This is a genomic window from Bacillus sp. FSL M7-0307 (genome assembly GCF_038627835.1).
GTDB classification, from domain to species: Bacteria; Bacillota; Bacilli; order Bacillales; family Bacillaceae; genus Bacillus; species Bacillus altitudinis.
In genome coordinates this window covers 1166996-1193196 of record NZ_CP152023.1, presented here as the reverse complement: position 1 = coordinate 1193196, position 26201 = coordinate 1166996, and the positions used below count along the sequence as shown (strand labels likewise).

27 protein-coding genes, 1 tRNA gene, 2 pseudogenes and 1 riboswitch are annotated in these 26201 nt (G+C 37.8%); of the genes and pseudogenes, 15 read left to right on the top strand and 15 right to left on the bottom strand.

Annotation, left to right across the window (positions count from 1 at the left end; all coding sequences use genetic code 11):
* Positions 1-28: 28 nt before the first annotated feature.
* The gene (locus tag MHI41_RS06025; RefSeq protein ID WP_142156154.1) at positions 29-1186 is read right to left on the bottom strand and encodes an MFS transporter; all 1158 of its coding nucleotides are present in this window, start codon (positions 1184-1186) and stop codon (positions 29-31) included.
* Positions 1187-1298: 112 nt separating this feature from the next.
* Between MHI41_RS06025 and MHI41_RS06020 the strand changes: the two genes are divergently transcribed.
* Both MHI41_RS06020 and MHI41_RS06015 read left to right on the top strand, forming a co-directional pair.
* Positions 1299-2204: a LysR family transcriptional regulator gene (locus MHI41_RS06020; protein WP_017367054.1), complete on the top strand. Its 906-nt coding sequence runs from the start codon at positions 1299-1301 to the stop codon at positions 2202-2204.
* Between the two features lie 16 nt (positions 2205-2220).
* A complete protein-coding gene (locus MHI41_RS06015; RefSeq protein WP_342493440.1) occupies positions 2221-2784 on the top strand; it encodes a GNAT family protein in 564 nt (187 codons plus the stop codon).
* 4 nt (positions 2785-2788) lie between these two features.
* On the opposite strand, the gene MHI41_RS06010 is transcribed toward MHI41_RS06015, so the two are convergent.
* Positions 2789-3313: a DinB family protein gene (locus MHI41_RS06010; RefSeq protein ID WP_342494639.1), complete on the bottom strand. Its 525-nt coding sequence runs from the start codon at positions 3311-3313 to the stop codon at positions 2789-2791.
* A gap of 192 nt (positions 3314-3505) precedes the next feature.
* Between MHI41_RS06010 and MHI41_RS06005 the strand changes: the two genes are divergently transcribed.
* Together MHI41_RS06005 and MHI41_RS06000 are read left to right on the top strand one after the other, a co-directional pair.
* Positions 3506-4204 carry an amino acid racemase gene (locus MHI41_RS06005; protein ID WP_342494638.1) on the top strand — a complete coding sequence of 233 codons (699 nt, stop codon included), beginning with the start codon at positions 3506-3508 and terminating at the stop codon, positions 4202-4204.
* 23 nt (positions 4205-4227) lie between these two features.
* Positions 4228-5103 (top strand): LysR family transcriptional regulator, encoded by an 876-nt coding sequence (locus tag MHI41_RS06000; RefSeq protein WP_342494637.1) that lies wholly within the window; start codon positions 4228-4230, stop codon positions 5101-5103.
* 30 nt (positions 5104-5133) lie between these two features.
* Here the strand turns inward: MHI41_RS06000 and MHI41_RS05995 are convergent, their stop codons facing one another.
* The 7 genes and pseudogenes from MHI41_RS05995 to MHI41_RS05965 form a co-directional block, all read right to left on the bottom strand.
* Positions 5134-5964, bottom strand: a complete 831-nt coding sequence (locus tag MHI41_RS05995; protein WP_342494636.1) for an SMI1/KNR4 family protein — start codon at positions 5962-5964, stop codon at positions 5134-5136.
* A gap of 109 nt (positions 5965-6073) precedes the next feature.
* Positions 6074-6247: a RapH phosphatase inhibitor gene (locus MHI41_RS05990; protein ID WP_342494635.1), complete on the bottom strand. Its 174-nt coding sequence runs from the start codon at positions 6245-6247 to the stop codon at positions 6074-6076.
* Positions 6237-7355, bottom strand: a complete 1119-nt coding sequence (locus MHI41_RS05985; RefSeq protein ID WP_342494634.1) for a tetratricopeptide repeat protein — start codon at positions 7353-7355, stop codon at positions 6237-6239. The genes MHI41_RS05990 and MHI41_RS05985 overlap by 11 nt, the downstream gene beginning before the upstream one ends.
* 205 nt (positions 7356-7560) lie before the next feature.
* Positions 7561-8223 carry a type A chloramphenicol O-acetyltransferase gene (gene catA, locus MHI41_RS05980; RefSeq protein WP_342494633.1) on the bottom strand — a complete coding sequence of 221 codons (663 nt, stop codon included), beginning with the start codon at positions 8221-8223 and terminating at the stop codon, positions 7561-7563.
* A gap of 298 nt (positions 8224-8521) precedes the next feature.
* Entirely contained in the window at positions 8522-8845 is a 324-nt protein-coding gene (locus MHI41_RS05975; RefSeq protein ID WP_342494762.1) for a hypothetical protein, read from the bottom strand.
* 123 nt (positions 8846-8968) lie between these two features.
* Positions 8969-9800 (bottom strand): annotated as a pseudogene (locus MHI41_RS05970) (sialate O-acetylesterase).
* Positions 9801-9917: 117 nt separating this feature from the next.
* The gene (locus MHI41_RS05965) at positions 9918-10832 is read right to left on the bottom strand and encodes a LysR family transcriptional regulator (RefSeq protein WP_342491644.1); all 915 of its coding nucleotides are present in this window, start codon (positions 10830-10832) and stop codon (positions 9918-9920) included.
* Between the two features lie 288 nt (positions 10833-11120).
* Here MHI41_RS05965 and MHI41_RS05960 point away from each other — a divergent pair, with 288 nt between their 5' ends.
* The 3 genes from MHI41_RS05960 (at position 11121) to MHI41_RS05950 (ending at position 13941) form a co-directional block, all read left to right on the top strand.
* Complete coding sequence (locus tag MHI41_RS05960) at positions 11121-11918, top strand: dihydrodipicolinate synthase family protein (protein WP_254505819.1); 798 nt, start codon at positions 11121-11123, stop codon at positions 11916-11918.
* Between the two features lie 87 nt (positions 11919-12005).
* Positions 12006-13229 carry an MFS transporter gene (locus MHI41_RS05955; protein ID WP_272755222.1) on the top strand — a complete coding sequence of 408 codons (1224 nt, stop codon included), beginning with the start codon at positions 12006-12008 and terminating at the stop codon, positions 13227-13229.
* Positions 13230-13752: 523 nt separating this feature from the next.
* Positions 13753-13941, top strand: coding sequence for a hypothetical protein (locus tag MHI41_RS05950; RefSeq protein WP_272755220.1), 189 nt, complete (start codon positions 13753-13755; stop codon positions 13939-13941).
* A 465-nt stretch (positions 13942-14406) separates the two neighbouring features.
* Here MHI41_RS05950 and MHI41_RS05945 read toward each other — a convergent pair whose 3' ends face one another.
* Complete coding sequence (locus MHI41_RS05945) at positions 14407-14625, bottom strand: hypothetical protein (protein ID WP_342494632.1); 219 nt, start codon at positions 14623-14625, stop codon at positions 14407-14409.
* A gap of 115 nt (positions 14626-14740) precedes the next feature.
* Here MHI41_RS05945 and MHI41_RS05940 point away from each other — a divergent pair, with 115 nt between their 5' ends.
* Together MHI41_RS05940 and MHI41_RS05935 are read left to right on the top strand one after the other, a co-directional pair.
* Positions 14741-15187 (top strand): MarR family transcriptional regulator, encoded by a 447-nt coding sequence (locus tag MHI41_RS05940; RefSeq protein ID WP_017367035.1) that lies wholly within the window; start codon positions 14741-14743, stop codon positions 15185-15187.
* 32 nt (positions 15188-15219) lie between these two features.
* Positions 15220-16164 carry an acetyl-CoA carboxylase carboxyltransferase subunit alpha gene (locus MHI41_RS05935; protein ID WP_342494631.1) on the top strand — a complete coding sequence of 315 codons (945 nt, stop codon included), beginning with the start codon at positions 15220-15222 and terminating at the stop codon, positions 16162-16164.
* Between the two features lie 453 nt (positions 16165-16617).
* Here the strand turns inward: MHI41_RS05935 and MHI41_RS05930 are convergent, their stop codons facing one another.
* Complete coding sequence (locus MHI41_RS05930; RefSeq protein ID WP_008348379.1) at positions 16618-16842, bottom strand: hypothetical protein; 225 nt, start codon at positions 16840-16842, stop codon at positions 16618-16620.
* 856 nt (positions 16843-17698) lie between these two features.
* Here MHI41_RS05930 and MHI41_RS05925 point away from each other — a divergent pair.
* Both MHI41_RS05925 and MHI41_RS05920 read left to right on the top strand, forming a co-directional pair.
* Positions 17699-17909: pseudogene (locus MHI41_RS05925) on the top strand (hypothetical protein).
* 436 nt (positions 17910-18345) lie between these two features.
* Positions 18346-18522: a helix-turn-helix transcriptional regulator gene (locus MHI41_RS05920; RefSeq protein WP_342494761.1), complete on the top strand. Its 177-nt coding sequence runs from the start codon at positions 18346-18348 to the stop codon at positions 18520-18522.
* A gap of 224 nt (positions 18523-18746) precedes the next feature.
* Here the strand turns inward: MHI41_RS05920 and MHI41_RS05915 are convergent.
* The 3 genes from MHI41_RS05915 to MHI41_RS05905 form a co-directional block, all read right to left on the bottom strand.
* A tRNA-Val gene (locus tag MHI41_RS05915) sits at positions 18747-18819 on the bottom strand.
* 128 nt (positions 18820-18947) lie between these two features.
* On the bottom strand, positions 18948-20126 hold the full coding sequence (gene metC, locus MHI41_RS05910) for a cystathionine beta-lyase (RefSeq protein ID WP_272511410.1): 1179 nt from the start codon (positions 20124-20126) through the stop codon (positions 18948-18950).
* A complete protein-coding gene (locus MHI41_RS05905; RefSeq protein ID WP_272511409.1) occupies positions 20123-21241 on the bottom strand; it encodes a methionine biosynthesis PLP-dependent protein in 1119 nt (372 codons plus the stop codon). The genes metC and MHI41_RS05905 overlap by 4 nt, the downstream gene beginning before the upstream one ends.
* Before the next feature lie 79 nt (positions 21242-21320).
* Positions 21321-21442, bottom strand: a riboswitch (SAM riboswitch).
* A 220-nt stretch (positions 21443-21662) separates the two neighbouring features.
* On the opposite strand from MHI41_RS05905, the gene MHI41_RS05900 reads away from it, so the two are divergent.
* Genes MHI41_RS05900 through MHI41_RS05890 form a run of 3 tightly spaced genes read left to right on the top strand, consistent with a single transcriptional unit; the run spans position 21663 to position 23412 of the window.
* Positions 21663-22403 (top strand): esterase family protein, encoded by a 741-nt coding sequence (locus tag MHI41_RS05900; protein ID WP_282833525.1) that lies wholly within the window; start codon positions 21663-21665, stop codon positions 22401-22403.
* 52 nt (positions 22404-22455) lie between these two features.
* Entirely contained in the window at positions 22456-22971 is a 516-nt protein-coding gene (locus tag MHI41_RS05895; protein ID WP_017359656.1) for a YjcG family protein, read from the top strand.
* Positions 22972-22977: 6 nt separating this feature from the next.
* Positions 22978-23412 (top strand): GNAT family N-acetyltransferase, encoded by a 435-nt coding sequence (locus tag MHI41_RS05890; RefSeq protein WP_008348412.1) that lies wholly within the window; start codon positions 22978-22980, stop codon positions 23410-23412.
* A gap of 83 nt (positions 23413-23495) precedes the next feature.
* Here MHI41_RS05890 and MHI41_RS05885 read toward each other — a convergent pair whose 3' ends face one another.
* Positions 23496-23753 (bottom strand): hypothetical protein, encoded by a 258-nt coding sequence (locus MHI41_RS05885; RefSeq protein WP_008348414.1) that lies wholly within the window; start codon positions 23751-23753, stop codon positions 23496-23498.
* 126 nt (positions 23754-23879) lie between these two features.
* On the opposite strand from MHI41_RS05885, the gene MHI41_RS05880 reads away from it, so the two are divergent.
* Positions 23880-26189: an ATP-dependent helicase gene (locus tag MHI41_RS05880; protein WP_138825556.1), complete on the top strand. Its 2310-nt coding sequence runs from the start codon at positions 23880-23882 to the stop codon at positions 26187-26189.
* Positions 26190-26201 lie beyond the last annotated feature (12 nt).

Sequence of the window (26201 nt, the reverse complement as noted above, 5' to 3'; positions counted from 1 at the left end):
TGATATAAAAGCAGCGGTATATTGATCTTTAATTGGATACCTCTTCACGTTTTTTTCCTAACTTCATAGATAACTGAACGCCAATCATCAGCATCACGATGGCGAGCATTGCGACAATAGCAGCTTGAAAATGTCCGCTGATATCGAAAATCAAACCGATTAAAAATGGACCAAATCCTCCCATGATGTACCCGCCCATCTGTGACATCGCGGACCATGTACCGGCTTCTTCTGGTGTACGCGTTTCAATAATAGGCAGCATAAGCGCCAAAGGAAATAATCCACCTGCTCCAATCCCTAGAAAAATAACAGCTGGCAGGATCGGCATTGGCAGTAGAAGGAATAGGAGGCCAATCAGCTCTGACAAACTGCATAAGATCAGAAATAATTTCGGCTTTCCTAGACGATTGACGATGTTTGGAACGAGTAATGCCACCGGAATCTGAATGAGCGTAAAAATCGTAAGCAGCATGGCGGCATACTGTGGACTATTCCCAAAATCAAGCGCAATGGGTGAAATCCACGCTGTTAACGAATAGAACATGCTAGACATAAAGCCAAAGAACAAGGTGAATTGAATGGCTTTTTTGTTTCGCAGCGGTAATCTCAGCGGCACATCTGCAAGATCCGCTTGTTGGTTTTGACGAGCTAGACCGAGCCATAAAATCATGGCAATAACGCCTAAAATGGCCCAGCAGGATAACGCAAGTGGAAGGTTATGCTCACTGCGAAGGTAAATCGGAATGGTCAAGCCCGAAGCAAGTGCAGCTCCAACTGTCATCGATATAGAGTACACACTGACAATCCCAGGGCTTTTCGGGAAATACTTTTTAATAAAACTAGACAACAATGGTCCGGCAAAACTAATTCCAACTCCTCCTGCAAAAGCAGTCATGAGAAGGATGGTAACCGTTTGACTTGTACCACGCAGTCCAGTCGCAATTGTGATAAGAAAAATCGAGAAAAAAAGGGTTCTCTCTAATCCAAACCGGCGGCTTAGTTTCGTTGCTACAGGGGCAAACACTCCCATGCACAAGACCGGCAAAGTGGTTAATAGACTTGCCGTGAGTGCACTAACGCCAAGGTCTGATTGAATCATGCTCATCATAGAAGCTACGGATGTAATGATAGGGCGCAAGTTTAAGGCAGCTAAAAATAAAGCAGCTAAATAAAATATTTTTTTTATCAATACTCTTCTTCCTCTCTCATCTTGTTGAGGTTACTATGAGTATAAATCCGCTTCATTCATTGATCAATACAATAATTCGTATTATGATGATAGGAAAATACTATCATTAATGAAAGGATGGCATATGGATACTCGTCACATTACCTATTTTATGGCTGTATTCGATCATTTACATTTCACAAAGGCTGCAGAGCAACTAGGTATATCACAGCCTACATTAAGCCAACAGATTCAGCTGCTTGAGGCTGAAGTTGGGATGCCGCTCTTTGACCGAATCGGTAAAAAAGTAGTTGCAACTGAAGCTGGTTCGCTTCTTTATCAATATGGCATGAAAATGCTTCAGGCTGAGCGAGATGCCAAAAATGCTATGAAAGAACTGTTATCTGAACAGCGGGGTACCGTTCGGCTTGCCGTCCTTCCCTCTGATCTTGACTTTCAGCTTGTTCCGCTTTTTGTAGAATTTAAAACGCTGTATCCAGAGATCAACCTAAAGGCTTTTTCGACCATCTTTGTTCGTGACGAGGTGCTCTCACATAAAGTCGATATCGGAATTGGGCTGCGCGGGCCTGCGGATAAACGACTGATTCAAATTCCACTTGGCGATGAGCCCTACGAATTGTTTGTTCACTCAGACAGTGAACTGGCAAAAAGGCGTGAAGTGACGCTAAAAGAGCTGACAAAGCATGCACTGGTCATGTATCCAAAAGGCTACCTAGGAAGAGATTTGGTCGATGACGTATGTAAAGAACACGGTTTTGAATTGGACACGGTCATGGATGTTGGGTCTGCCACTTCACTATTGCAGTTGGTTGAAGCCGGGATCGGCGCCACCATCCAGCCAAGAGGGCTGTTAAAGCAACATTCAGCATGGCCTAATATTGTCTCTATCCCTATTTCTGCCCCTGCTCCTGTTCGGCATCTTGAATTAACGTATTATGCCGATCGATTTGTGACCAAAGCGCAAAAACAGCTATCTGAATGGCTAATAGACTTTTTCAAATCAAGAACAAACTAAAAAGTGAGGGTAACACATGAAGAATGCAAACAGCATATTTACAAGAACAAGCCGGATTGTGATTCGCCAGTTTGATCAGCAGGATATTGAAGCATTTTATCAATACCGATCAAACCCCTCTATTGCCACATTTCAATCTTGGGAAAACTACACGCACGAAGACGCTGAATTATTTGTTCAACACCAAATGACGCAACAACCTAATCAACCAGGGACGTGGTTTCAATACGCGATTGCCTTATCTGAATCCAATCAGTTGATAGGAGATTGCGCCATTCATACACTCGGCAGCGAGCCTAGAATCGTTGAAATAGGATTTACACTCGCGCCTGAATTTCAAGGAAAGGGCTATATTCATGAAGCCTTGAATTCAATGATCGAATATATTTTCACTACACTGAACAAGCATAAAATCATTGCCTTTACAGATGTACGAAACGAAAAATCTATTCGAGTGCTGGAACGTTTAGACATGAGACGCGAAGGACATTTGCTACAAAATTATATGTCAAAAGGACATTGGGTCGATGAGTATCAATATGCGATTCTTCAATCCGAGTGGGCCGCGAAGCGTCATTAATCATTTATTTCCTATTCAAAATCCCTAAATAAGCGCTCCACGGTCCTACATCGGTTCGATATCGTTCCGCCATGATCCGAACAATTTGGGAGATATGGGTGAAATCATGGACAACCCACGCAGAAAGTAATTCGCTCACTTGCACGACGCCGAATTCTGGATGGACGCCCTTTTTCTCTAGATCAAGACTTGAATGTGTCATACGCTGAATGTATGCCACATTCTCCATCCGCACATGATGAAACTCCGCTAGTGCTTGTTCTATCTGTCTTTCAGTTTGATTCAAATGGGAGTAGCGGTCAAATGCAGGAAATGGGGCATTCTCTCCATCAGCAAGAATGACATTTAATCGAGGAATCCAGTTGAATTTCTCTGCTTCAATCAAATGTTCAATGACTTCAACGGGATTCCACGTTCCCTCCCCTTCACGACTGTGAAGCCAATCCTTCGATAAACCTGACAAAAGACTTTCTAATGTACGAGGAGTTCGACTCAACATATCTATAGCTTCATCCAAATTGAAATTCATATGGTTGCTCCTTTAGCAATTTTTCTTTATTCTAATGTTTTTTGATTAGATTGCAACTCATACCTCAAAACAGATAAAGAAGAAAATAAAAGGCGCTTTTGATCAACCTTCTATATACAAATAGAACTTTTCTATAACACTCACCATCCTTTCTTTTTTTATAATAGAAAAAAATGAAATGTGGTGATATTGATGTCTACAACGATTGGGATTATGGGCGGTATGGGCCCTTTAGCGACGATTGATCTGATGAAAAAAATCATCTCTCATACACCAGCTATTAAAGATCAGGATCATCTCCATGTGATTGCTGATAATGATCCGCAAATCCCTGATAGAACCAATGCCATATTTGGGAAAGGCGAAGATCCTACAGAATATATGATTGCATCAACCAAAAGATTAGAACGCGCAGGAGCGGACTTTATTCTGATTGCATGCAATACCGCTCACTTCTTTTTAGAAAACGTACAACAATCCACTCATATCCCTATCATGAATATGCCATTAGAAACCGCGAAGCACCTGAACAAACATCACTATACGTCTGTGGGCTTACTATGTACTGATGGCACATTAAAAACCCAGCTCTATCAAAAGGCTTGTGCCCATCACAAGATTGATGTCATGACTCCTAGTGAAAATCTTCAGAAAAACGTGATGAATGGGATTTATGCCGTGAAAGCAGGGAAATTGAGTAAAGGCGAAAGTGAACTGGCGTTAGCTGCAGAAATTTTAATCAATCAAGGAGCAGAAGCCATCATTGCCGGCTGTACAGAAATTCCTTTAGTTCTAAGGTCAACCAAAGCTGTGAAAGTGATTGACCCTACTGTCATTTTGGCGAAAGAAGCTGTAAAATTAGTGTATGAGCTTGAGAAGCTAAACATTTAAAGAACGTCATATAAGGGGATAACATGAATATTGAGAATATAGAAGCGTTTATTTATGTATGCCAGCTAGGCAGTATCAATAAAGCTGCAGAAGCACTGTATTTAACCCAGCCTTCTGTATCGGCACGTATTCAATCGTTAGAAAAAGAATTAGACCTGAAATTATTTGATAGACAGAGAAATAAACTATCTCTGACGGAAAAAGGTGAACAGTTTTACCCGCATGCCAAAAAGATTCTCCATTCGTATCAAGAAGCAAAGCATAGTCTCAAACAAACGGTGATCCCTTATGAATTGACGATTGGATGCGCATCCTCTATTTCCAATAATCTATTGCCTAACATATTGCCCGCCCTAAAAGAAAAATACGAAAACCTGAAAGTGAAAATTGTAACAGGACATTCAAAGGATGTTGTCCAAAAAGTGATTAACAACCAAGTAGACTTTGGCATTGTCAGGACTGAAACACATCCACAAATTGAATCAATCCCGATTTTCAGCGATCCAATCGGGCTGTTCGTCCCAACTCATCACCCTCTTGCCAGCCATGACAACATCAATATGAATGAACTAGAAGAACAACCTTTTATTTTCTTTGACTATGGGTCATTTGATTGGTTGATGCTCCACCGATTATTTCAAAAAAACAACATCACACCGAACATTTCCATTGAGGTTGATCATATGGAAACTGCAAAAAATTTAGTGCTACAAGGAATGGGACTATCGTTTCTTCCTCATCATTGTGTTAGAAATGAAGTAGAACAAGGAACACTAAAACAAATTTCAATCGATCCATCCATTCATTTCAACATCAATATCGAGTTCATTTATAAAAAAGGAAAATCCAAATCCGTTTTCATTGATCAACTCAAACAGTTTTTTCATGAATTAGATTAAAAAAAGCCCTTTTTAGGGGCTTTTTTTTCACTATCGTTTTTTCACTGGATGAATGTCCTCTCCCAAAAAGACGGTATTAGGATCTCCACTATTTTCTAGAAATTCAGCAATTTCCTGCAGCTCTTTATTGATACGGTCATTCCTTGGCATATCTGGGTTTAACAGAAGGTTGGAGTGAATAACAGTAGCTGTTTCATACAAGACATGTTGATCTTTTATCTGTTGAATGCACTGTTTCATGCGCAAGAAAAACCATGCGATCTCTTCAATGTCTTCCATCGGATAATGTGCCATTTTTAAGAGATTCTGCTGACAAAGGTCTCCTCTCTCAAAAATGAGTTCAAGCTCTTCTTTACTGATATATAAATCCGAAGCTTCCTCCTCAATCTCTATTACTTCAACCATGGCATCGTCAGCTGTATATAACCGCTCAACAAATTCATCGAAACTATCTGCCAGCTTAAAATCTACTTCCATCTCTAAATCGAAATAGTGAATAGGAGGATGTTCTTTCGTTTCTCGGTAATCCATGGCGATCCATGTATCTTCTTCCCCGCTGATGAAAACAAGTCCCTCTGGCAGCTCCAATTCATCACTTAATTGAGGACTATTCATAATTCCATCATCTTTGGCGATTCCTCTTAGATGGTCGAATTGAACATGATCCTCTGCCCATGAATTCGGCCGTTCGGTTGGAAAAGCATTACGAACTGTAAAACCACCATTCCATTCTAAAATGAGTTTTTTGTATGTATCGGGTAAAGTGACTCCAAGTGTTCCCTCTGCTTCACGAATTTGTTCCTCATCTATCTTTTCTAACGTAAAAGGACTCTCTTCATCTTTCTCCCAGAATGATTTCAAAGTGGATGCCTCCTCGTATCTATTGAGATAAGTATAACATTGGCCAACTGTTCATTTGCTCATTCTACTTCATAAAAAAACAGACTCTTAAAGTCTGTTTTAATCTTGTCTATACGTTTTCAGAAGTGGTATTTCGATCAATCATAGTCGTGTTTCGATTTGATTTTTGTTCCTCCATTGTTGTATTCCGAATTGATTTTGTTTCAATGATTTTTATAGTTTCTGCTGTTGAAACACTTAACAATACAATGGATAAAATGATTAGTAATTTTTTAATAATCATACAGACACTCTCCTTTTTGAATATCATTTTGAGCCTTAAGAGCCTTTCTGTAATATTCGGCAGCTTTTTCAAAGTCCCCTTTTTTTTCATAAAATAACCCGACACTTTGAGCAAATGCTTCCACATAGACATGTAGTTTCTTTTCTTCAAAAATATCAAACACTTCTTTCAAAGCTTGTTCATTAGTATCCATATAAATAGCTTTTAATGCTTTAAATAACAAGACACTTAGCGAATCATTTACCTTTGAGGAATATATAAGTCCATCTTCAACGAGCAGATCCGCTTCATCACTTTGATTAGACTTGTACAGCGACCAACACAAACTAAATAGAGTGATTGGCTTTATGTCACTATTTTCCGAAGAAATAACATCTAACACTTCTTTATAATGCTTTATTGCCTCTGTATACTTTGATTGCCTATCATATGTATTACCAATATTTAATAATGTTTTTGCTACTAAACGTTGATCGTTTGCGCCCACAGCAATTGAATAAGCAGTCTTTAAATGTTGCAACGATTTTTCATATCTCATGAAATCATCATAATTTCCTGCAATGACAATTAGACTTTGAATTTGGCGAACTTTATACTGCTCATGTTCTTTATAAATATCTAGCGCCTTTATGATGTGATGCATAGACACATGAGTTTGTTTCATAATATAGTAGGCCTCAGCCACCTTGAAGTGAAACTCCGCTTGCTCAATATCATCGACAACCAGTGCAAGCTGCCTTTCAGCGATCTTGTAATATTGAATAGCCTGTACATATTCTTTCTTACTAAATTCATGCATTCCTCTAAAAAAAGCATTGTAATATTGCAACATGCCCGAAAGTTGATGATTAGAATTCTCAATTTTATCAACCAAATCAGAAACAGAAGGCGATCGTTTTTCTGATGGTTTGATATAATCAAGCATAAGCTGGTGACGAAAGCACATCAATTGATAATAAATGAGTAAATCCTGATCTTCTTCCATCCGTTCAATTTCATGTTCTACCTGAGCTTTCAAAATCTCTGCATCAGGTACACTGAATTGCCGAATCATATTATACCATTCATTGATTTTCACACCTACATGTGAAGAAAGAACTTTCTCCATCCCTTATTCCCCTTCCACGAAAATCCCTTATATGACATTTATTATCACATACAGTAATTTACAAAGCACCGAAAAGAAACCGCAAAAAGAACAATTGTTACATAAATAAACCTTTGGCACATGTCTTTATCATCACAAAACAAAAAGGCAGACTCATTTCAGTCTGCCTTCATCTTCTAGATTTCCATGAGAACACTTTTTGTCTTCAGGTAATTTGCATTGAATCATTTAACCACTCTTCACAATGTTCAATAAGCCACCTCATATATTCCACATATTGACCGACATGATAGCCATCACAAACAGCATGATGGACTTGAATCGCAACTGGCAAGATGATTTTTTCTTCTTTCATCTTAAATTGACCTAACGTAAATATTGGTAGTAAATAAGTTATATCTGTAGATACATTAAGGTTAAAAGAAGTAAAATCAATCCACGGCAGACTTGAAATATTGAACATGTTTTCTGGCATATGAGGTTTCGGAAATAGGTTGTTACTTTTGCTGTAAGTGTCCATGTCCGCTACACAGCTTTTATAAAACAGAGCAAAGTTTTCGTCATAAGGCGTCCAAATACTTGAAAACGTCTTTGTTTCTTTATTTAAAATTGTATAACTAGGATGGAGAATCTCCCAGTAACCAAGTGCATCGTCCACTTGATCCATCCGAAATTCCGGTATATTTTGCACAGCTCTTGCTAACAAATAAATTTGCACAGGATATACTTTTAGCCTTTTTTCTTTTAATATTGCATACAATTTTGTGATGTCTAGATCGATCACCAGACTATGTGAGCATCGGGTTACCGTCATATAATGATGAAAGTGCTCTTTTCTCGGATAATTTTCATCTATTTGTTTAAACATTTTTTATCTCCTCCTGAATGTGATTTCATGTATTCAGGAGGAGAGTTTATCTGTTTTCACCACCACAATCATCCTTTCAAGAGTTATGTCATGTTTCTGTCTATTCAAAGTCTACCATGAGCTTTGCCTACGTTAAAGCCTGCAGCAACTCTTCGTAAGTCATCTTGCCCAACGTAAACTTTTATAGTGCTAAATATATTTTCTCCACTGAAGTACTCATGCTATTAGTATAATCTAAAGAAGTTACACTAAAGGAACTTGAATAAAAAAGCACCTTCTTTTGTAGAAGGTACTTATTTTATACTCTAGTACTAGCTTTTTTATATTTTTGAAGAAATTGATGACTTTCATTTAAAAAAACTAGAAAACGCTTATTCATAGTTTCAATAACGATTCTATCTGGTTGACCATATGGAGCACCAATTCTATAATCAATATTATCTGCAACTCCATACTTGTCCGACTCTTTAATACTAACGATTTGATCAATTTGTATTTCTGTTTTAGATAACCCAAATTTTAAGACTAAACATTTTTCATCAAAACTATAACGAGTTTTTAGGAAAACAGTAAAAATAAAAAAAAGTGCTAATAAAAAGATTAATATGATTACATATTCCATAGAATCACTCTTTCTTATACTTTTATCTAATTTTACCATGTTTTTTACTTTTAAAACAAAAAACTTTAAGAGACGTGTTATATCAGTTTAAATTCACCCTTTTCTACCCATTCAGAGCTTTACCTATAATAAAGCCTGCAGCAACTCTTCGTAAGTTATCTTGCCCAACGTGAATTTTTCTAGTGCTATATATGTATTCTCCGCTGAGGTATTCATTCTATTATGACAATCATGCACTAGCTCATGTTCATTTGGTAATGGTTCATGTATATGTTGTGTTCTTCGAAATGCTTCATAGTATCTTAAACCAAATATTCTTTGGGACATCGCATTGATGTGAATTCCGTCCGGATTAGGTATAAGGCCTTTCGCAGTAACATAATAACAATTTTCATGATCATGTGCATATTTTTGTAGTTCCTCATTGATCAGTTGATATTCCACACACCCCGCGCCAAATGCTGTCTTTCCTAAGAAATTGCCCAAACTACCTATCACAAGCGGAATGTTAGGGACAGATAATTCAGTTCTTATTTCTTGAAATAATCTTCGTATTTTTTCATCGTATTCTTTGTATTTCCCATCTTGGCTGTCACTTTCTCCTTGATGCCATAATATCCCGGCCAATTCGCTATCTTCCTTTGCAAATGTAGCTTCATTTATTGCATGACGAAATAATGCCCCATCTCGTGACCACTCATCAATGGAACTGCCACCTTCGGCACATGGAATAAGACCAATTTTTTCTCCCTCATGATCCTTACACCAAGTCTCCGCGAAGGAAGCCGCCAATCCTACACCAGCTACCGGTCTATCAAAATGAATGGGTTCAGTTCATCATTTGCCATCTACCATTTCGCAGCATCATGATTCTATCATTATAAATCGGAGGCACTTCATGCTTGAAGCCTCGCCCCGCCATATTTGATTGTCCAATTAGTAAAAATGACTTCATATCTTTCCCTCCCTCTAAATATTTTATCAAAAATGTATTTACCTGAACGTTATTAGTTTACCCTTGCGCTGTGATTTCTAGAATTTCAATCATCTCTTGAAATTCCCTTAAAATCTATTACTTCTTTCTCGACTCATAAACATAATTCAAACCAAAAGCAATCTCTTTTAATATATCAATGAAAATGTGAATGGCCGCTCCTAGGTGTTTGTCTTTCCTATAAACGATCCCTACACTTCTAATAAGATTAGCATTATTTATAGGAATAATCTTTAATCGAGGTTCGTTTAGATATTCAAGATAAGGAGTTGGTAAGACCGTTATCCCTATGCCATCTACCACCATATTAATTAATGACTGCATAGTTGTTACTTCAAAAATAGGGTCGGGTAGAAAACCAATATCTTTACAACTTTTGTTGATTAACTGTCTGATATAAAATTGCTCAGGAAATAAAATTGAAGCGGTTTCTTCTAATACTTCTAACCCCAACTTTTCACTTTGTGCCAGGGGATGTTTAACAGGTACTGCAAAAGCCATATCTTCCATGTATAAAGAGATTGTTTCAAATTCATCCCCTTTCATTGGTAAAAAGACAATTCCTAAGTCCACTCTATTTTCTATTAAGTGTTTTTGAATATCCCCAGTACGCAGACCTAGTACAGAAATTTTAACAGCTGGGTATTGCTGATGAAATTTAAATAATGCCGGTGGAATAAGGTAGTTCTCGACTGTTAGTAATGTCCCAATTGATATCGATCCTCTTTGAAGCCCATTCAATTCATTGATCGATATTTTTGCTTGTTCAATTTCGTGAAAAATATTGCGAGTATATTTTAATAGGAGTTTTCCTGATTCAGTAAGAGTCGTTTTCTTACCAATACGGTCAAACAAAGGTGTTCCAATTTCATGCTCTAAAAGTTTGATTTGCTGGCTTAAAGATGGTTGAGATATTCCAACCTTTTCTGCAGCTTTTGTAAAATGCAGTTCTTGACACATTGTATAAAAATACTCTAATTGCTTTAATTCCATTCTTCCGACTCCTAAGTAGAAATTTTCACAAGTACAAACTTTATGATTTTTAAATATTAACATCTAATATACATTATTATACAAATAAAACCATAGGTACAAACTATAGTTATTATATAAATAATTGAATTGTTCTATAAAAATAAGTGTCCTAGACTATTACATGAAGGCTAGACTTACATGCACAAAGAAATCCTTCAAACCGTGTAAAGGAGGTCAGTCAATATAACGAGAACAAGTAACATTTTTTAGAAAGTATAAAAATTTTAATGTAGGAGGTTAAAACAAGTGAAGAATTTAAATGTCGCGATTCCAACCCCCTTTCATGAAGATGAAAGTCTGTACTTGGATGGATTTAAACCAATCGTTGAATATTTAGCTGAAAATGGTATTGATTCACTACTCGTATCTGCAACTACAGGTGAACAAAATTCAATGAGTATTGAAGAAAGGATACAAATTATTGATTTTTTTAATCAGCAGGACTTAAAACATGTTGAACTAATGTTTGGTGTATCAGCTACAACGACAAAAAATGCAATACAATTGATTGAACATCTTGAGGATTCAGTTTTCGACTCGATTCTCATTCAATTTCCTCCTTATATCCTACCAACTCAGGAACAAGCGATGTCTTACATGAATGAATTGTTAGAGCAAACCACAAAAGATGTTGTTCTTTATAATAATCCTTTGCGCACGGGGTTTGAATTAAGTGCTGACTCATTTCATAATCTTATAAATCAAAAACACTCTAATTTGGTTGGGATGAAAGAAGAGAGTGATGTTAGACGCCTAAAAAATACAACTTTACCAGATGACTTTATCATGTTCGCTGGAGGGGACGTAAACCTCACTGAAAAAATATTAAACGGATGTAACGGGCTTTCTAGTATGGTAGGAAATGTTTATCCAAAAGAGATTCAAACATTTTTTAGTGACTTAGTTGCAAATAAGCCTGTGAATCTTCAAAAAATAAATCAATTAATCGATGAGGTGACACGCGGACACGCGATTGTCAATATTAAAAACCATTACAATGCTTTAGGCATAAAGGTAGGTAGGTGTCGTTCTCCAATTCGATAATTATTAATTCATTGCAAGCAGGTTCGAATCATTTAATCCAGCTTGCCCCAATTCGTTATAAAAGATTTGGAGGGGGCTATAGCTGCCATGAGTATTCCACAAACGGAACAAAAGAAAAGATCAAGTATGCAGACAAATAAAAAGATATTAACTGTTGTTGGTGTTATTCTAATTGCAGCAAATCTTAGGGGCCCAATTACAGCAGTCGGTCCAGCATTGTCTTCCATTCGTGATCACCTTGGTATATCTAACACATTAGCTGGTACAATTCCTACAGCCATTTTATTCACATTTGCATTGTTTTCTCCTCTTGCCCCCAAGATCACTCGCCGTTTCAGCATGGAATTAACACTGTTTATGTCGATAGCATTATTATTAGTTGGAATTGGAATACGTTCTTTTGGTAGAGTGGACACGTTATTTTTAGGAACCATCATAATCGGTTCTTCAATCGCGATTTGTAATGTTTTACTACCTAGCTTCATTAAACATTATTTTGCAACAAAATTAGGCTTGATGACAGGCCTATATGCTGTTTCTATGAATTTATTTGGCGCTATTGGTTCAGGGATTAGCGCCCCCATTTCTTCAGCATTAGGTTTCGGATGGTCTGGTTCCCTGGGTTGCTGGGGAATCTTAACTCTTCTTACCATGATATTTTGGGTACCAAAACTAAGGAACAACCAAGAATCTTTGGATTTTTTTCGAAAAGAGAATAAGAAAAGACCTATCAGCCTTTGGGGTTCTAAGCTAGCGTGGAATGTTACATTGTTTATGGGGTCTCAGTCCTTTGTATTTTTCACAGTCATTTCATGGATTCCTGAAATTCTTGAAACTAAAGGGCTAAATGCTAATGAAGGTGGATGGATGCTATCATTGATGCAACTTTCAATGCTTCCTGTTACATTTATTGTACCTATTTTAGCTGGACGTTTTAGCAAACAACAGATATTAGTATGGATTTCATTTCTATTGCTTGTTGTTGGCTTAATGGGCATTTTATTTGGCGTGTCATTCCTTATACCTCTGTGGATGATAATGATTGGGATTGGTATTGGAATGGCCTTTAGCTTAGCCATGATGTTTTTTAGTTTACGCACCAAAAATACACAAGAAGCAGCAGAATTATCTGGTATGGCACAGTCTTTAGGCTATCTATTAGCAGCGATAGGACCTATTTTATTCGGCTGGTTACATGACATTACTTATCATTGGACTGTTCCTCTGTTCATGCTAATCTTCATTTCAGTCATAATTTTAATTACTGGTGTAAATTCTGGTAAGAACGTATATGTTACTTCTGCTAAATAAATAGCAACATTCATTAAGAATTTTTATGACACATGCATCGTAAAAGTTTTGAGTTAGTAACTTCTTCCCCAATTCGTCCCTTTTCAAAAAAATAAAACAAATATCTGTTGTCAAAAAACCCTTGCTTAGCAAGGGTTTTAATGATGATTCCGGCTAAACTCGATCCTGCAACCTCTCCCCTGTCAAGGACCGTTCAACCCCTATAACAAATAACCTATTTACTTCATTTATTTACAAATGATAACATTCATTAGAGATGGAGATCCAATATGCATACATATTCATTATGAAAAAAACTTTCAAAAGGTTTAATAATATCCACGGTTTCAGGAACTTTTTTTATTCACACCTTCTGCAGAAGCAAAATTCGAAACCATTCTAATCACTCTTGAACACTATACAGGCGCTCTTAAAGTGAATGGAAGTGAAAATGTAGCATGGTGGGTTGTTAGAACCATCATGTTGTTCTTTTTTTAAAATGAACTAAAACACAATGCTGAAACAATAAGGAGGTACTTGATTAGTGACACAGGAAAATAAGGCATCAAAAAGTTTGTTAATTACTTTACCCGCCGCTATTATCGCTATTGTATTGATTTTAGGAAAAATTGATACACCTGTAACAAACATTTTATTTTATGTAGTAGCTTTTGTTGTAATTGGTTTAACTGTTTCAAGCTTAATAAAAGACTACAAAAAAAAGAAAGATTGATGACTTTTCGAAGGTGTAGCTATGAAAAACAGGATAGTGAGCCCTTCAATAGCAGAGATAAGGCTACTAAAATACGGTTTTATGATCTTAACCACACTATGAAACTATTGTATTGTTAAATGGCTCACCTGTCGTATCTTAAATTGACCACACTGAAAAATACAGTGTGGTTTTTCATTTCACTAATGTTTTCTTTTGTTTTAGAAATACAAAAGCCTCTCGACTATCTCAAGAATGGCTCTGTATCAACATCTTTTCATATGATTCCGACTGGGTTCGAACTAGCGATCTCTCCCCGTCAAGGTGAATGACCTTATCCGAAGCTATCAGATATTCTCTTAAAAAGACTGATTTAATACGATTCTATGATGAGCCTTTCTGATAAAAAATGTGCATTTCTGAAGAAAACTGAAAGGGTTCGCACCCAATCCGTCCCCATAAAAAACAGACCCTGCATGGTCTGTTTTAATTTTGCCTATACGTTTTGAGATGTGTTTCTAATACCTTTTGATCAGCAGCCGTAGCTTCTTCAAATCGACCTTGTTTCCCATACTCATCTGCATATACTATATAGCATGCTTCAGCATAAGCGAAACGCTGTTTCCGCTCTAAATACTGAAAGACCTCGGGCAACTGCTTCTCATTTATATTATTAAAATAAATCGGTTTATACCATTTTAACAAGTAGAAATATCTCATTCTTATTTTAATATTGGCTTACGTTAAACTTGTGAAAAAAACATATTCATGTATAATACAATTGATGTATAATACATGAATTTTAGGAGGGTGACCTTTTTTGAAAAGAGAAGATGCCTTAAAACTAAGATCAGATATTAAGAAAATGATTATAATAACTGGGGTTTTTGAATCTCAAAATTTGCCCAATGGACCATTTGAAAAACCTCTACCAACTTCTCAAATGATGGCGTTAGAGGAACTAGAGATGGAAAAATTAACTGTTTGGCAACTATCCAATAAACTTAGATTAGAGACTTCAACTGTAAGTAGATTGGTAGATAAGTTAGTAAAAAAGGGACTTGTTTATCGTGAAGTAAATGAAAAAAACAGAAGAGAACTTTTTCTGCACCTCACAGAAAAAGGTCACATTACTGTTAATCGCTTAAGAGAACAATCCCTTACATTTTATCAACGTATCCTCAATAATTTATCAGAATCAGAACAAAAAATAGTTGTGGATGGTTTTGAATTATTTATTGATTCTATTTCTAAGTCTTTTGATTAGAGTGAGGTAAATCATACCCTTTGGAGGATAAAATGAGTTTGGATTTTGAACGTCCTATTATTGAACTAAAAGAGAAATTTGATGAATTAAAGAAAATGATGAAAGCACTTAATGTAGATTTATCATCAGAAATTCAAGAATTAGAAAAACGTTTAAATAAAATGCAAGATGAAATTTATTCTAATCTTACACCTTTTCAACGAGTTCAAATTGCAAGGCTACGTAACCGGCCCACGACATTGGATTATATACCTTTATTGTTTACAAACTTTTTCGAACTTCATGGTGATCGATTATATGGTGATGATAAAGCAATGATAGGTGGTATTGCAAAATTTAAAGGGATGCCCGTTACGGTTATTGGTCATCAAAGAGGGAGAAGTACAAAGGAAAATATAGAAAGAAATTTTGGAATGTCACATCCAGAAGGATATAGAAAAGCGCTAAGACTGATGAAACAAGCTGATAAATTTAATCGCCCTATTATTACATTTATTGATACAATAGGCGCCTATCCAGGGAAAGGGTCTGAAGAACGTGGAATTTCTGAAGCAATAGCTCGAAATCTATTTGAAATGGCAACACTTAAAGTGCCAATTGTTTGTATTGTAATTGGAGAAGCATCAAGTGGTGGAGCTCTTGGCATTAGTGTCGGTAACCATATCCATATGTTAGAGTATTCATGGTACTCGGTCATTTCGCCAGAAGGAGCAGCATCTATCCTATGGAAGGATGCTAAGTATGCTCCAGAAGCTGCTAAACATATGAAAATTTCAGCAAAAGATTTAAAGCATTTAGGAATTATTGATGAAATCATTCCTGAAATGAAGGGTGGAGCACAAAATGATATAAAATCACAGGCAAAATTGATTGAATCTGCAATCGAATCATCTCTTAAAAAATTGATACGATTATCCTCGGAAGAGCTTATACAACAGCGATATGAAAAGTATAGACAAATAGAGAATTATAAATGAAAATACTTAAAACCGTATTACATTTCTGAGGATTCTTACTAAAAAGTTCTAAATATTTTGTAAGTAACCTCTTAAACTTGATATGCTGATACTATTAAAAGTGTGTGATCGGTATGGAAAAGGGATTTTTTGATTCTAAAAGTACTGAGAAACAATCTGGTGGATAAAGTTCGTCCCCAATTCGTCCCCAATCAAAAGAAACAGAACAAACATTTGTTACCGACAATCAAAAAACCCTTGCTAGGCAAGGGTTTCAACGATGATTCCGACTGGGCTCAAACCAGCGACCTCTACCCTGTCAAGGTAGATATGTAGAATCCTGTGATTATCACCGATATCCTCTATTCACTTATAAACCTTGATACATAAGCTTTCCTTACCCTTCTGTATCCTCTGGTGTTACTTCGTATTTTTTAAAAACCGAAAAAAATGTTATCTTTTTATACACCTGTTTTAAGCTTTATCACCATTAATATATTTCACTAACATAGCTGCAGCGTACATAAAGAATGCAGCGATTAAACCATTCACCATACTTCCAAAAACTACAATCAAAATCTGTCCTGCGTAATCTGTCCATGTCTTATCTGGAAATATTGCAATGTTCCATATACTTATGAGCATATAGAATCCAGTCGCAATGATAAAAGTCCAAACAACTAACTTTGATTTAAGCATTTATTGACAATCCCCCATAATCCATTTTCTTCTATGATAACATGGGTTATTTTAAAATCCTCAATCAATTCACCTTATTTTGACAAAGACGCTTCTAAATAGATTGATTAATCATTCACTCCAACAAAATTTCTTCGTCAGCGCTGCTAAATAACACCACTTGTTCCCTGTTTTCTTTTTTGGAAATTTTCACAAAAAAATCATTGTGTTCAAACACTTATTCGTTTGACGCTAAAGTTATTTTGTGAGCCAAAATACAACTCATTGTCTAACTATTGAAAGAAATATTGTTGAATTCAGTTATGAAGAAAAAGATCAATTCAATCAAATAAATAAAAAATTAGATAGACTATTGACCACTTATATGAATATATGTAGTTTTTTTAATGAAAAAAAAGAGTCACATCAGTAGCTCAATTTATTTCAATATGTTCTTGGTTTTTGATGCATCAACAATCCTAATATTTTTATACGCTGGAACAATGCTTTAATTTCATCATTAGTCGGCTCTCGCTTTCTAATTTCTTTAATTTTTTCTTTAGCCAAACTATAATAGCAGTATAAAAGGTCATCAATATAATTAATGTAACTGTTCCTTCAAGTTTTCTTCCTTCACCTTCAGGGCCCTAGAGACCTTCAGCTCCTTGATTAGAGCATTTCAACTTACTTCTCATCGATCCCTGGCAATATACACAATTATTCAGATTTCACCTTACCACTCCTTGAAAGTTCATATTGAAATTTTCTTATAATCTATCTAACTCTAAAACCGTTCATATTTTCACAAAAACACCCTTGATTTATATATAAAAAATGGGATAATTAGGAATATAAAAATAACAAGGGAGAGTTTTAAATGAGATTAAAAAAAGTTTTAACTTTTTCGGCATTATCCTTTGCTTTACTTGTTTCTGCATCTCCTGCATTCGCTTCAACTTATAATGCAGACAGCAACATGAGTCAAAAGGTAATAACTCCTCAAAATGAGCTGAAAACTATTCATCTAAAAGCCAATACACAAAAAGAATCTATCAAATGTTTCGGTCTCTTTATTAAAAGATGCATAAAAGGGTGATGGTACTTGGACAGGCAAACATCCAGGTGGTTTTAAAAATATTAATAGATAGGAGGGTGACCCTCCTATCATTTTTAATTAGCTAACTTTAAAATATATAGCTACCATCACTATGCCTAATTTAGTGATTTCAAGATCATTAGCAATTAACTTATTTTAATTTAATATTGGTAATTTCTGTATTATGATGAGTTCCAAATGGTCTAATTTTACCTTTTGTTTGTTCCCATCTAAGAATATTAACAATAATCAGTTGGTATTAGTCCGTTTACTTCTTTCCCCCCTTATGCTTATGTTTCCACCGTTTGTTACAAAATCAACCACTTTGAGAAAAAACGTTTCTTTTTGTTACATGCACTTATATGTAACTAAACGTTACATTAGAATGTATTTATTAAAGGGTAGGCAACAATAAATAGAAAAGAGAAATAGCTAACGCAACAATATATGGCAATAAACTTGGTATCTCGAGACTAGCATATACAGCCTATGAATTAGGGAAAAGAGAACCAGACCATAATACGTTAATAGTTATATCGAACATTTTAGATGTCTCGATTGATTTTCTTCCCAAAGGTAGAAACAACAAGTCGAATATTAAATGATCACGAAACTTAATCACTTCTCGAGATGGAGAAATTACAGAAGAAGAAGCTCGCAAATTATTAGAATTAATCCTTAAAACACTGCGGAACACTTTAATCGTTTTGATCCTAAAAATACTGAGAAACAATCTGGTGGATAAAGTTCGTCCCCAATCAAAAGAAACAGAACAAATATTCGTTGTCAAAAAAAACAAAAAACCCTTGCTAGGCAAGGGTTTCAACGATGATTCCGACTGGGCTCGAACCAGCGACCTCTACCCTGTCAAGGTAGCGCTCTCCCAGCTGAGCTACGGAATCGGGTTATGTATCAGTTCTGGGCTTTCTGTTACTGACAGTCTCTATTATATAACCATCATGATCAGTCGTCAATGGTTTTGTTCAAAAAAGGCACAAAGCCGGTATCCATACCGGCTTTTTACTGACTTTTATGATTGGTTCACAAGAACTGGCTTTAGTTGATCTAGTGCTTGTTTGAAGTCCCTTTTGAGATCTTCTCCGTTTTCTACGCCCACACTTAATCGAAGTAAACCATCCGTGATGCCTCTTTTTTCTCTTTCTTCTTTTGGCATAGCGGCATGGGACATTTTGGCCGGATAGGAAAGAATGGATTCGACTGCTCCGAGGCTGACGGCGAATACAGGTAATGTGACGCCATCGACCAATTCTTTGACAGCCGCTTGGTTTTCTAGTTCAAATGAAAGAACAGCACCTGCACCGCTCGCCTGCTTCCGCTGAATGTCTGCCCCTGGGTGATCATCTAATCCTGGGTAATATACTTTTTTGACCGCAGGATGTTCTTTGAGGAATGAAGCCAGTTCTAATGCGGTTTGACTGGCTTTTTCTAATCTGACTTGAAGGGTCTTTAATCCTCTAAGCACAAGCCAGCAATCCTGTACGCCAAGTACCGCTCCGAAGGAGTTTTGCAGCGAATAGAGTTCTTCTCCCAGCTTCTCATCTTTCACCACGGCTAAGCCTGACAGTACATCACTGTGGCCGCTTAAAAATTTCGTTGCGCTGTGCAGCACAACGTCAACACCAAGGTCCAGCGGACGCTGAAGCGCAGGCGTTAAAAACGTATTATCTAAGAAAGTCAGACAGTCATGTTCTTTCGCAATCTGTACGACACCTTCAATATCCGTAATACCGAGTGTAGGGTTTGACGGTGTTTCCATGTAAATGACTTTTGTATTTGATTGAATGCCTTGTTTCACTTCATTCAAATTGGTCATGTCCACAAAGGTATGCTCAATCCCAAATCTTGAAAGAACTTGGGTGATCATTCGGAAAGTCCCGCCGTACACATCTCTTGTGACAAGGACGTGATCTCCTTTTGACAATAGAAGAAAAGCGGTTGAAATGGCTGCCATACCTGACGCAAAGGCAAGCCCTCTCGTTCCTCCTTCTAGCGCTGCAATGGTATCCTCCAATGCCTGACGTGTAGGGGTGCCTGATCTGGAGTAGTCATATTGACCAAAGTCATCGAAGCTGCTTTGGTGAAACGTCGATGCATGTTGAATCGGCACACTGACTGCACCTGTTGAACGGTCTGTTTTAAACGCATTATGAACGAGTTGTGTTTCTAGTGTCCAATCGTGTGTGGTCATTTCGTGTGTACCTCCTCTTTCACATTTGATAGTGCCTGTTTCAGGTCTGCTTTTAGGTCCTCCACATGCTCAATCCCAACAGAGAAACGGAGAAGCTTATTACACACACCGTTTGCGATGCGAATCTCTTCTGGAATATCCATGTGCGTTTGCGTTGCAGGATACGTAATGAAGCTTTCGACTCCGCCAAGGCTTTCAGCAAAACAAATCGTTTTCAGCTTCTTTAAAAATGGATTGACCCAGTCCTCTTTGGCTACTCGGAATGACAGCATGCCTCCCTTTCCTGGGTAAAGGACATCTTGAATTTCCGGCTGCTGCTTTAGAAAGTCAGCTACTTCTTTCGCATTTGCCTCGTGCTGGCGCATTCTCAGCGCCAATGTTTTCATTCCTCTCATTAACAGCCATGAGTCAAATGGAGATAATACCGCCCCAATGGCGTTTTGATGCTGGAACATGTCTTCAGATAGCTGCTCCCCTTTTGTGACGACAAGTCCGGCAAGAACATCGTTATGTCCGCCTAAATATTTGGTGGCACTATGAATGACAATGTCCGCTCCGAGTGTAATCGGTTTTTGCAAGACGGGCGTATAAAAGGTGTTATCCACAATGACCAATGCACCATACTCTTTAGCGATTTTCGCAACCTTTTGAATATCCGCTTCCTGCATGAGTGGATTTGTTGGCGTTTCAATAAAGACGGCTTTTGTATTTGGCGTCATTTTAGAGCGTAAACAGTCTTCATCTGAAAAATCATCATAAACAAAGCGCAGTCCGTACTTTTTCCATTCGTTTTCAAATAGACGGTATGTACCGCCATATAAATCTGATGAAACAATGAGTTCATCCCCGCTCTCAAACAACGCCATGATCGTTTGGATGGCAGCCATTCCCGAACTGAAGGCAAAACCGGCCGTTCCTTCTTCGAGTGAAGCAATCGCATCTTCTACAAGCTGCCTTGTTGGGTTTTTCGTCCGAATATAATCAAATCCTGTTGATTCCCCAATGCCTCTATGTCTGTAAGCTGTTGAAAGATAAACGGGAGGACTGACAGTACCAGTCGCCTCTTCGCTACGGTTTCCAATTTGCGCTAACTTCGTTTCCACATGTTCTGTCATTTGACACCATCCTAAGTAAAAATCTAATTTCAAAACAGAAAAACCCCTTCTTCATAAGAAGAAGGGGTTTAATCGCTTCCTCTTATCTTCCAAGCAAAAAAGCTGCTTGCTGGATTTAGCACCTTGGTACATCACATGAAGTGATGCATACCGGTTGCTGAGGTTTCAAAGGGCCAGTCCCTCCACCTCTCACGATAAGAATGTGTTGTCTGTCTGTTCTAATTCTTAATACTGTAACGCATTAAACCTCATTTTTCAAGGGGAAATGTAACGATTAATTAAAATTTTCTGTATTTTGCACTAGATTGGATGTCAGCCAATTTGATTGCATGTTAGCATATAGGAACAACGCTGTTTTTCGTGTTACAATGAATGGAAACGTTTCACTTATGATGAATTTGGTTAGCTGGAGGAATGGATTATGGTGAAGAAAACAGGCATCATTCAAGAAGAAACCTTACAGTCAAAAGAACTTGGGGCAGATATGAACATTTTAATTTATTTACCAGTCAATTACTCCCCCCTTTATACATATCATGTCATCATTGCACAAGATGGTCATGATTATTTCCGCTTAGGTAAAATAGGCAGACAAGCGGAAGAATTAATGCAAAACAAAGAAATGGAACGCTCGATTATCATTGGTGTCCCATATGAAAATGTGACTGAAAGGCGAAATACGTATCATCCAGACGGACCAAAGTTCGAGGCGTATAAACGCTTTTTGGCAAATGAACTAGTTCCCTATATTGATGAACACTATCCAACGTATCAAGTTGGATCAGGTCGTACATTTATTGGTGATTCATTAGGTGCTACGATCTCACTTATGACAGCCCTTGATTATCCTTCGTTATTTGGCGGACTGATTTTGCAGTCTCCTTACGTTGATGAGTCGGTCCTGCAAGCAGTCGAACAGTCATCATCCCTTGCTCATTATGCCATTATCCATCAAATCGGGTTAGAAGAAACCGCTGTGAAAACGACAGATGGTCAAGTACTAGACTTTATTCAGCCGAACGAAGAATTAAAGGTCCTTTTGGAGAAGTCCGGTGCGGATTATTTATTTGAGACATTCGAAGGCGATCATAAATGGACGTTTTGGCAGCCGCTCATTTCGCCTTCGTTAAAAAGAATGCTCCCATATTCGTTAATCAACTGAATTTTGTTATAATAAAAAATAATAAATACTTTCTTAATCAGGAGGGAACATGATGAAATACGGAGTTGTTTTATTTCCATCAAAAAAATTGCAAGACATTGCGAACTCTTATCGGAAACGTTATGATCCGAACTATGCACTCATACCACCTCATTTAACATTAAGAACACCTTTTGAATTAACGGATCTAGAAGCAGCTGAGGTCGTCTCCACCTTGCGAGAGTACGCAAAAAATGCTTCTCCTATTACGTTACGTATTAAAAAATTCAGTTCATTCGCTCCTGTAAACAACGTGATTTATATGAAAGTAGAACCGAACGAAGAATTAATGGCTCTCAATGAGAAGTTATACACTGATCCGCTTGCTGGTACACCTGAATATGCATTCGTCCCGCATGTGACAGTGGCTCAAAAGTTATCAGACGATGAGCATTCAGACGTTCTAGGCACATTGAAGCTGAGAAAAATTGACCACGAGGAAACGGTTGACCGCTTCCACCTTTTATATCAATTAGAGAACGGTTCTTGGACCGTTTATGAAACATTTATCTTAGGAGAAGAGGGTTAAAGACATTTGAATACAGTCATCGTAAAAGAACAAACACAACGAGAAGATGCTTATTATGTTCGAAAAGAAGTTTTCGTAAAAGAACAAGAAGTCCCGTTAGAGATCGAAATTGATGAACTTGAGGACGAAGCCATTCACTTTGTCATTTATAATGATGACAACAAACCACAAGCTGCTGCTAGACTGCGCATAATTGAAGGTCATAAGGCAAAGCTTGAACGAATTTGTGTATTAAAAGAGGCGCGCTCTTTCGGCCTTGGCCACCAGCTTTTAGAAGCACTTGAGTCTGAAGCGATGGCAAACGGGGCGAAAGAAGCTGTCATGCATGCACAAGTCCAAGCTCTTCCCTTCTACGAAAAGAAAGGCTACAAAGCCGTTTCAGAACCGTTTGAAGAAGCAGGGATTACACATGTCAAAATGACAAAAACACTATCCGTTTAACGAAAATAAAAAGCCAGGGCATCATGGATGCTCTGGCTTTTTATTGATTCCATCTCGTTCGCTCAGGAAGAAAGCGCAGTCATTTAGACGTAAGTATTGATATGAACGCCCTTACCTTCTTCCATAAACATATCTCGTACAAAGCGTTCCCGCTTTTTTTGCTGTACTTTCGTTTCCGCTTCTGTCACTAAGTCCTCTTTTTTCTCCAGCTCTCTGTATACCTTGTCATGAAAGGTGCGGGTGACCTTCGTCACTTTCGCATAGTCTTCTTTATCCTGAGGAGCAGGACGATTGATATATTGAAAATACAGATCCGGCTGAATCGGGGCTATATATCCCATCAAGAACGCCTCCTTTGCTTCTCTTCTACTCTACTATTCCCTAATTATGACTGTTTGAAACACGCCTCATTTGATATGATTAGATGTGTTTCTTTTTAAGATTGATTGACTATTGGAGGACTAGCTTTGAAATGCGCACGACGACATGATCGAACGATCTCATTACATACATATTCGAGAGAACACTATCAATTCCTCCATGATGAGGGCAAAAAAGGGCATTTATCTTGCCCATATTGCGGACAACCCGTCTTTTTCAGATTAAATATACATGAAGAACCTGCCTTTATCCATAAGCAAATATCTCAGCAAGAGATTTGCGAAAAAAGAGAACAACAAGAGGAAAAGAAACCGGCTGAACGAGAGGAAGAGGCATCCTACAAAGAACTTGGCGGCTTTCGCTTTCCAACCGGCAAACAGATCATCTCACAAACAGAAGAATCGGATGACTGGCAGGAACCACGATCCATTCAATTTGGCGAAACCTTTCATTTAGAAAAGAATGAAGAAGTGCATACCATTGACCTCTTTCCACACATCACCTTTAGCGCACCGCAGCTCCAAGCTGTCACACACAAAGACGGTCCGATGCTTGTGCTGGCTGGCGCCGGCAGCGGGAAAACAAGGGTACTGACAGCAAGAGCTGCTTATCTGATGTCGCACCATCAAATCCCTGCTCACCATATCCTGCTCGTGACCTTCACCACAAAAGCAAGCAGTGAAATGAAAGAAAGACTACGTATGCAGTATCAGCTTCATCCTTCACAGGCGAGCCAAGTTGTGACAGGCACATTCCACAGTCTATTTTATAAAATGTTGCTTCACGATGATCGGGGCAAATGGAACGGACAGCATTTGATTAAATTCGACTGGCAAAAAGAGCAGTATATTCGCAAAGCGATCATGCATGAAGGACTTGATGAAAAAGACTATCCAACCGATCAAGTGCTGCAATCAATCGGCTATTGGAAAAATGCTTTTTTACCAAACGAACTTCCTGAGCTGAAAGATGAAAAGGAAAAGCAAATGTGGACAATCTATCAGTCATACGAACAGCAAAAGCGTGAAAATCAACAATTTGACTTTGATGACATGGCGATTGCCTGTTTACACATGCTGACTAAGCAGCCAAAATTGCTCAAACAATATCAAGAACGATTCAAGTATATTTTAGTAGATGAATTTCAAGATATTAATCCCGTACAATATCAATTAATCCAGCTTTTAGCTGGAGAATCCGAGCAGTTATTTTGTGTAGGCGATGATGATCAAGCCATCTATGCATTTAGAGGAAGCAATCCTGCTTTTATTCTTGACTTCAAACAGGACTATCCTTCGGCCGAGATCGTCCATTTACATGCAAATTACCGCTCTCATCATACGATTGTCGCAAGTGCAGACGCCATTATTAAGAAGAACCAGCATCGTTACGAGAAAACGTTAAAAGCCGTACGCGTGGAGAAAATTCCGCCGACTCTTTTTTATCCATATGACGAGGAAGAGGAAGCGACCATGATCGTAGCAGATATTCAGGAGAAAATTAAAAACGGTGCAAAACCGAATGACTTTTGCGTGCTGTTTAGAACGAATACAGGAGGCCGCGCGATTTATGAACGTCTTCATCAATCGGCGATTCCGTATCAAACTGATGCTGGCGTAAAAGCCTTTTATAGCAGAAGAATTGTTCGGGTGCTGCTCGCTTTTCTTTCGCTCAGTCAGGATGCAGATGATGTCGCCGCAATGAAGCTGCTGCTGCCCGTTTTCTTTTTAAAGCAGCAAACACTGAATACCATGAAGGCACTGACCATTACGGAAGATTGTTCTATGGTAGAGGCACTTGGAAAGCTAACAGACATTCAGCCGTTTCAGCGCAAAAAACTGCAATCGATCGTTCCCCTGTTTCGTACGTTAAAATCGTTAAAGCCATCTGAAGCTGTAGCGTTTATTGAACAAAGGATGGGACTTGGTGATTATTTAAAAAAACGTGTGAGTGATACGAATGTGCTTGAAAAAGGAACTGATGATGTACGAGATGTGAAAACAGCGGCGAAACGTTTTGAAACGATTGAAGCCTTCCTCGCTCATGCCGAACATATGAAATCTGCTGAAAAGGAAAAATCAGATGAACCAGGCGTTCAGCTCATGACGATCCACCGTGCGAAGGGACTAGAATTCCAAACAGTGTACATCACGAGCGTGGTTGATGGGGCGCTCCCTCATGACTTTGCACTTGATGAGCTGAGAAGCGGTGATGAAGAAGCCATCGAAGAGGAGCGGCGCTTATTATACGTTGCCATGACGAGAGCAGAACAATCCCTTTATCTATCCGTTCCATCATATAGAAGAGGAAAAACGGCTCACCGCTCCCGCTTTTTGTACCCTCTTTTAAAGAAAAATCGTGAATTATTCACACAAAAACAACAGGCCCCCCTTTAAATGGAGAGCCTG

Bases quoted from the DNA above. Each gene is read 5' to 3' on its own strand.
- metC (WP_272511410.1), bottom strand. From the start codon at position 20,126: ATGACCACACACGATTGGACACTAGAAACACAACTCGTTCATAATGCG.
- MHI41_RS05885 (WP_008348414.1), bottom strand. From the start codon at position 23,753: ATGGGATATATAGCCCCGATTCAGCCGGATCTGTATTTTCAATATATC.
- MHI41_RS06015 (WP_342493440.1), top strand. From the start codon at position 2,221: ATGAAGAATGCAAACAGCATATTTACAAGAACAAGCCGGATTGTGATT.
- MHI41_RS05895 (WP_017359656.1), top strand. From the start codon at position 22,456: ATGAAATACGGAGTTGTTTTATTTCCATCAAAAAAATTGCAAGACATT.
- MHI41_RS05935 (WP_342494631.1), top strand. From the start codon at position 15,220: ATGAGTTTGGATTTTGAACGTCCTATTATTGAACTAAAAGAGAAATTT.
- MHI41_RS05975 (WP_342494762.1), bottom strand. From the start codon at position 8,845: ATGGAATATGTAATCATATTAATCTTTTTATTAGCACTTTTTTTTATT.
- MHI41_RS05900 (WP_282833525.1), top strand. From the start codon at position 21,663: ATGGTGAAGAAAACAGGCATCATTCAAGAAGAAACCTTACAGTCAAAA.
- MHI41_RS06005 (WP_342494638.1), top strand. From the start codon at position 3,506: ATGTCTACAACGATTGGGATTATGGGCGGTATGGGCCCTTTAGCGACG.
- MHI41_RS05955 (WP_272755222.1), top strand. From the start codon at position 12,006: ATGAGTATTCCACAAACGGAACAAAAGAAAAGATCAAGTATGCAGACA.
- MHI41_RS05965 (WP_342491644.1), bottom strand. From the start codon at position 10,832: ATGGAATTAAAGCAATTAGAGTATTTTTATACAATGTGTCAAGAACTG.
- MHI41_RS06010 (WP_342494639.1), bottom strand. From the start codon at position 3,313: ATGAATTTCAATTTGGATGAAGCTATAGATATGTTGAGTCGAACTCCT.
- MHI41_RS06020 (WP_017367054.1), top strand. From the start codon at position 1,299: ATGAAAGGATGGCATATGGATACTCGTCACATTACCTATTTTATGGCT.
- catA (WP_342494633.1), bottom strand. From the start codon at position 8,223: ATGTTTAAACAAATAGATGAAAATTATCCGAGAAAAGAGCACTTTCAT.
- MHI41_RS05930 (WP_008348379.1), bottom strand. From the start codon at position 16,842: ATGCTTAAATCAAAGTTAGTTGTTTGGACTTTTATCATTGCGACTGGA.
- MHI41_RS05905 (WP_272511409.1), bottom strand. From the start codon at position 21,241: ATGACAGAACATGTGGAAACGAAGTTAGCGCAAATTGGAAACCGTAGC.
- MHI41_RS05990 (WP_342494635.1), bottom strand. From the start codon at position 6,247: ATGATTATTAAAAAATTACTAATCATTTTATCCATTGTATTGTTAAGT.
- MHI41_RS06000 (WP_342494637.1), top strand. From the start codon at position 4,228: ATGAATATTGAGAATATAGAAGCGTTTATTTATGTATGCCAGCTAGGC.
- MHI41_RS05985 (WP_342494634.1), bottom strand. From the start codon at position 7,355: ATGGAGAAAGTTCTTTCTTCACATGTAGGTGTGAAAATCAATGAATGG.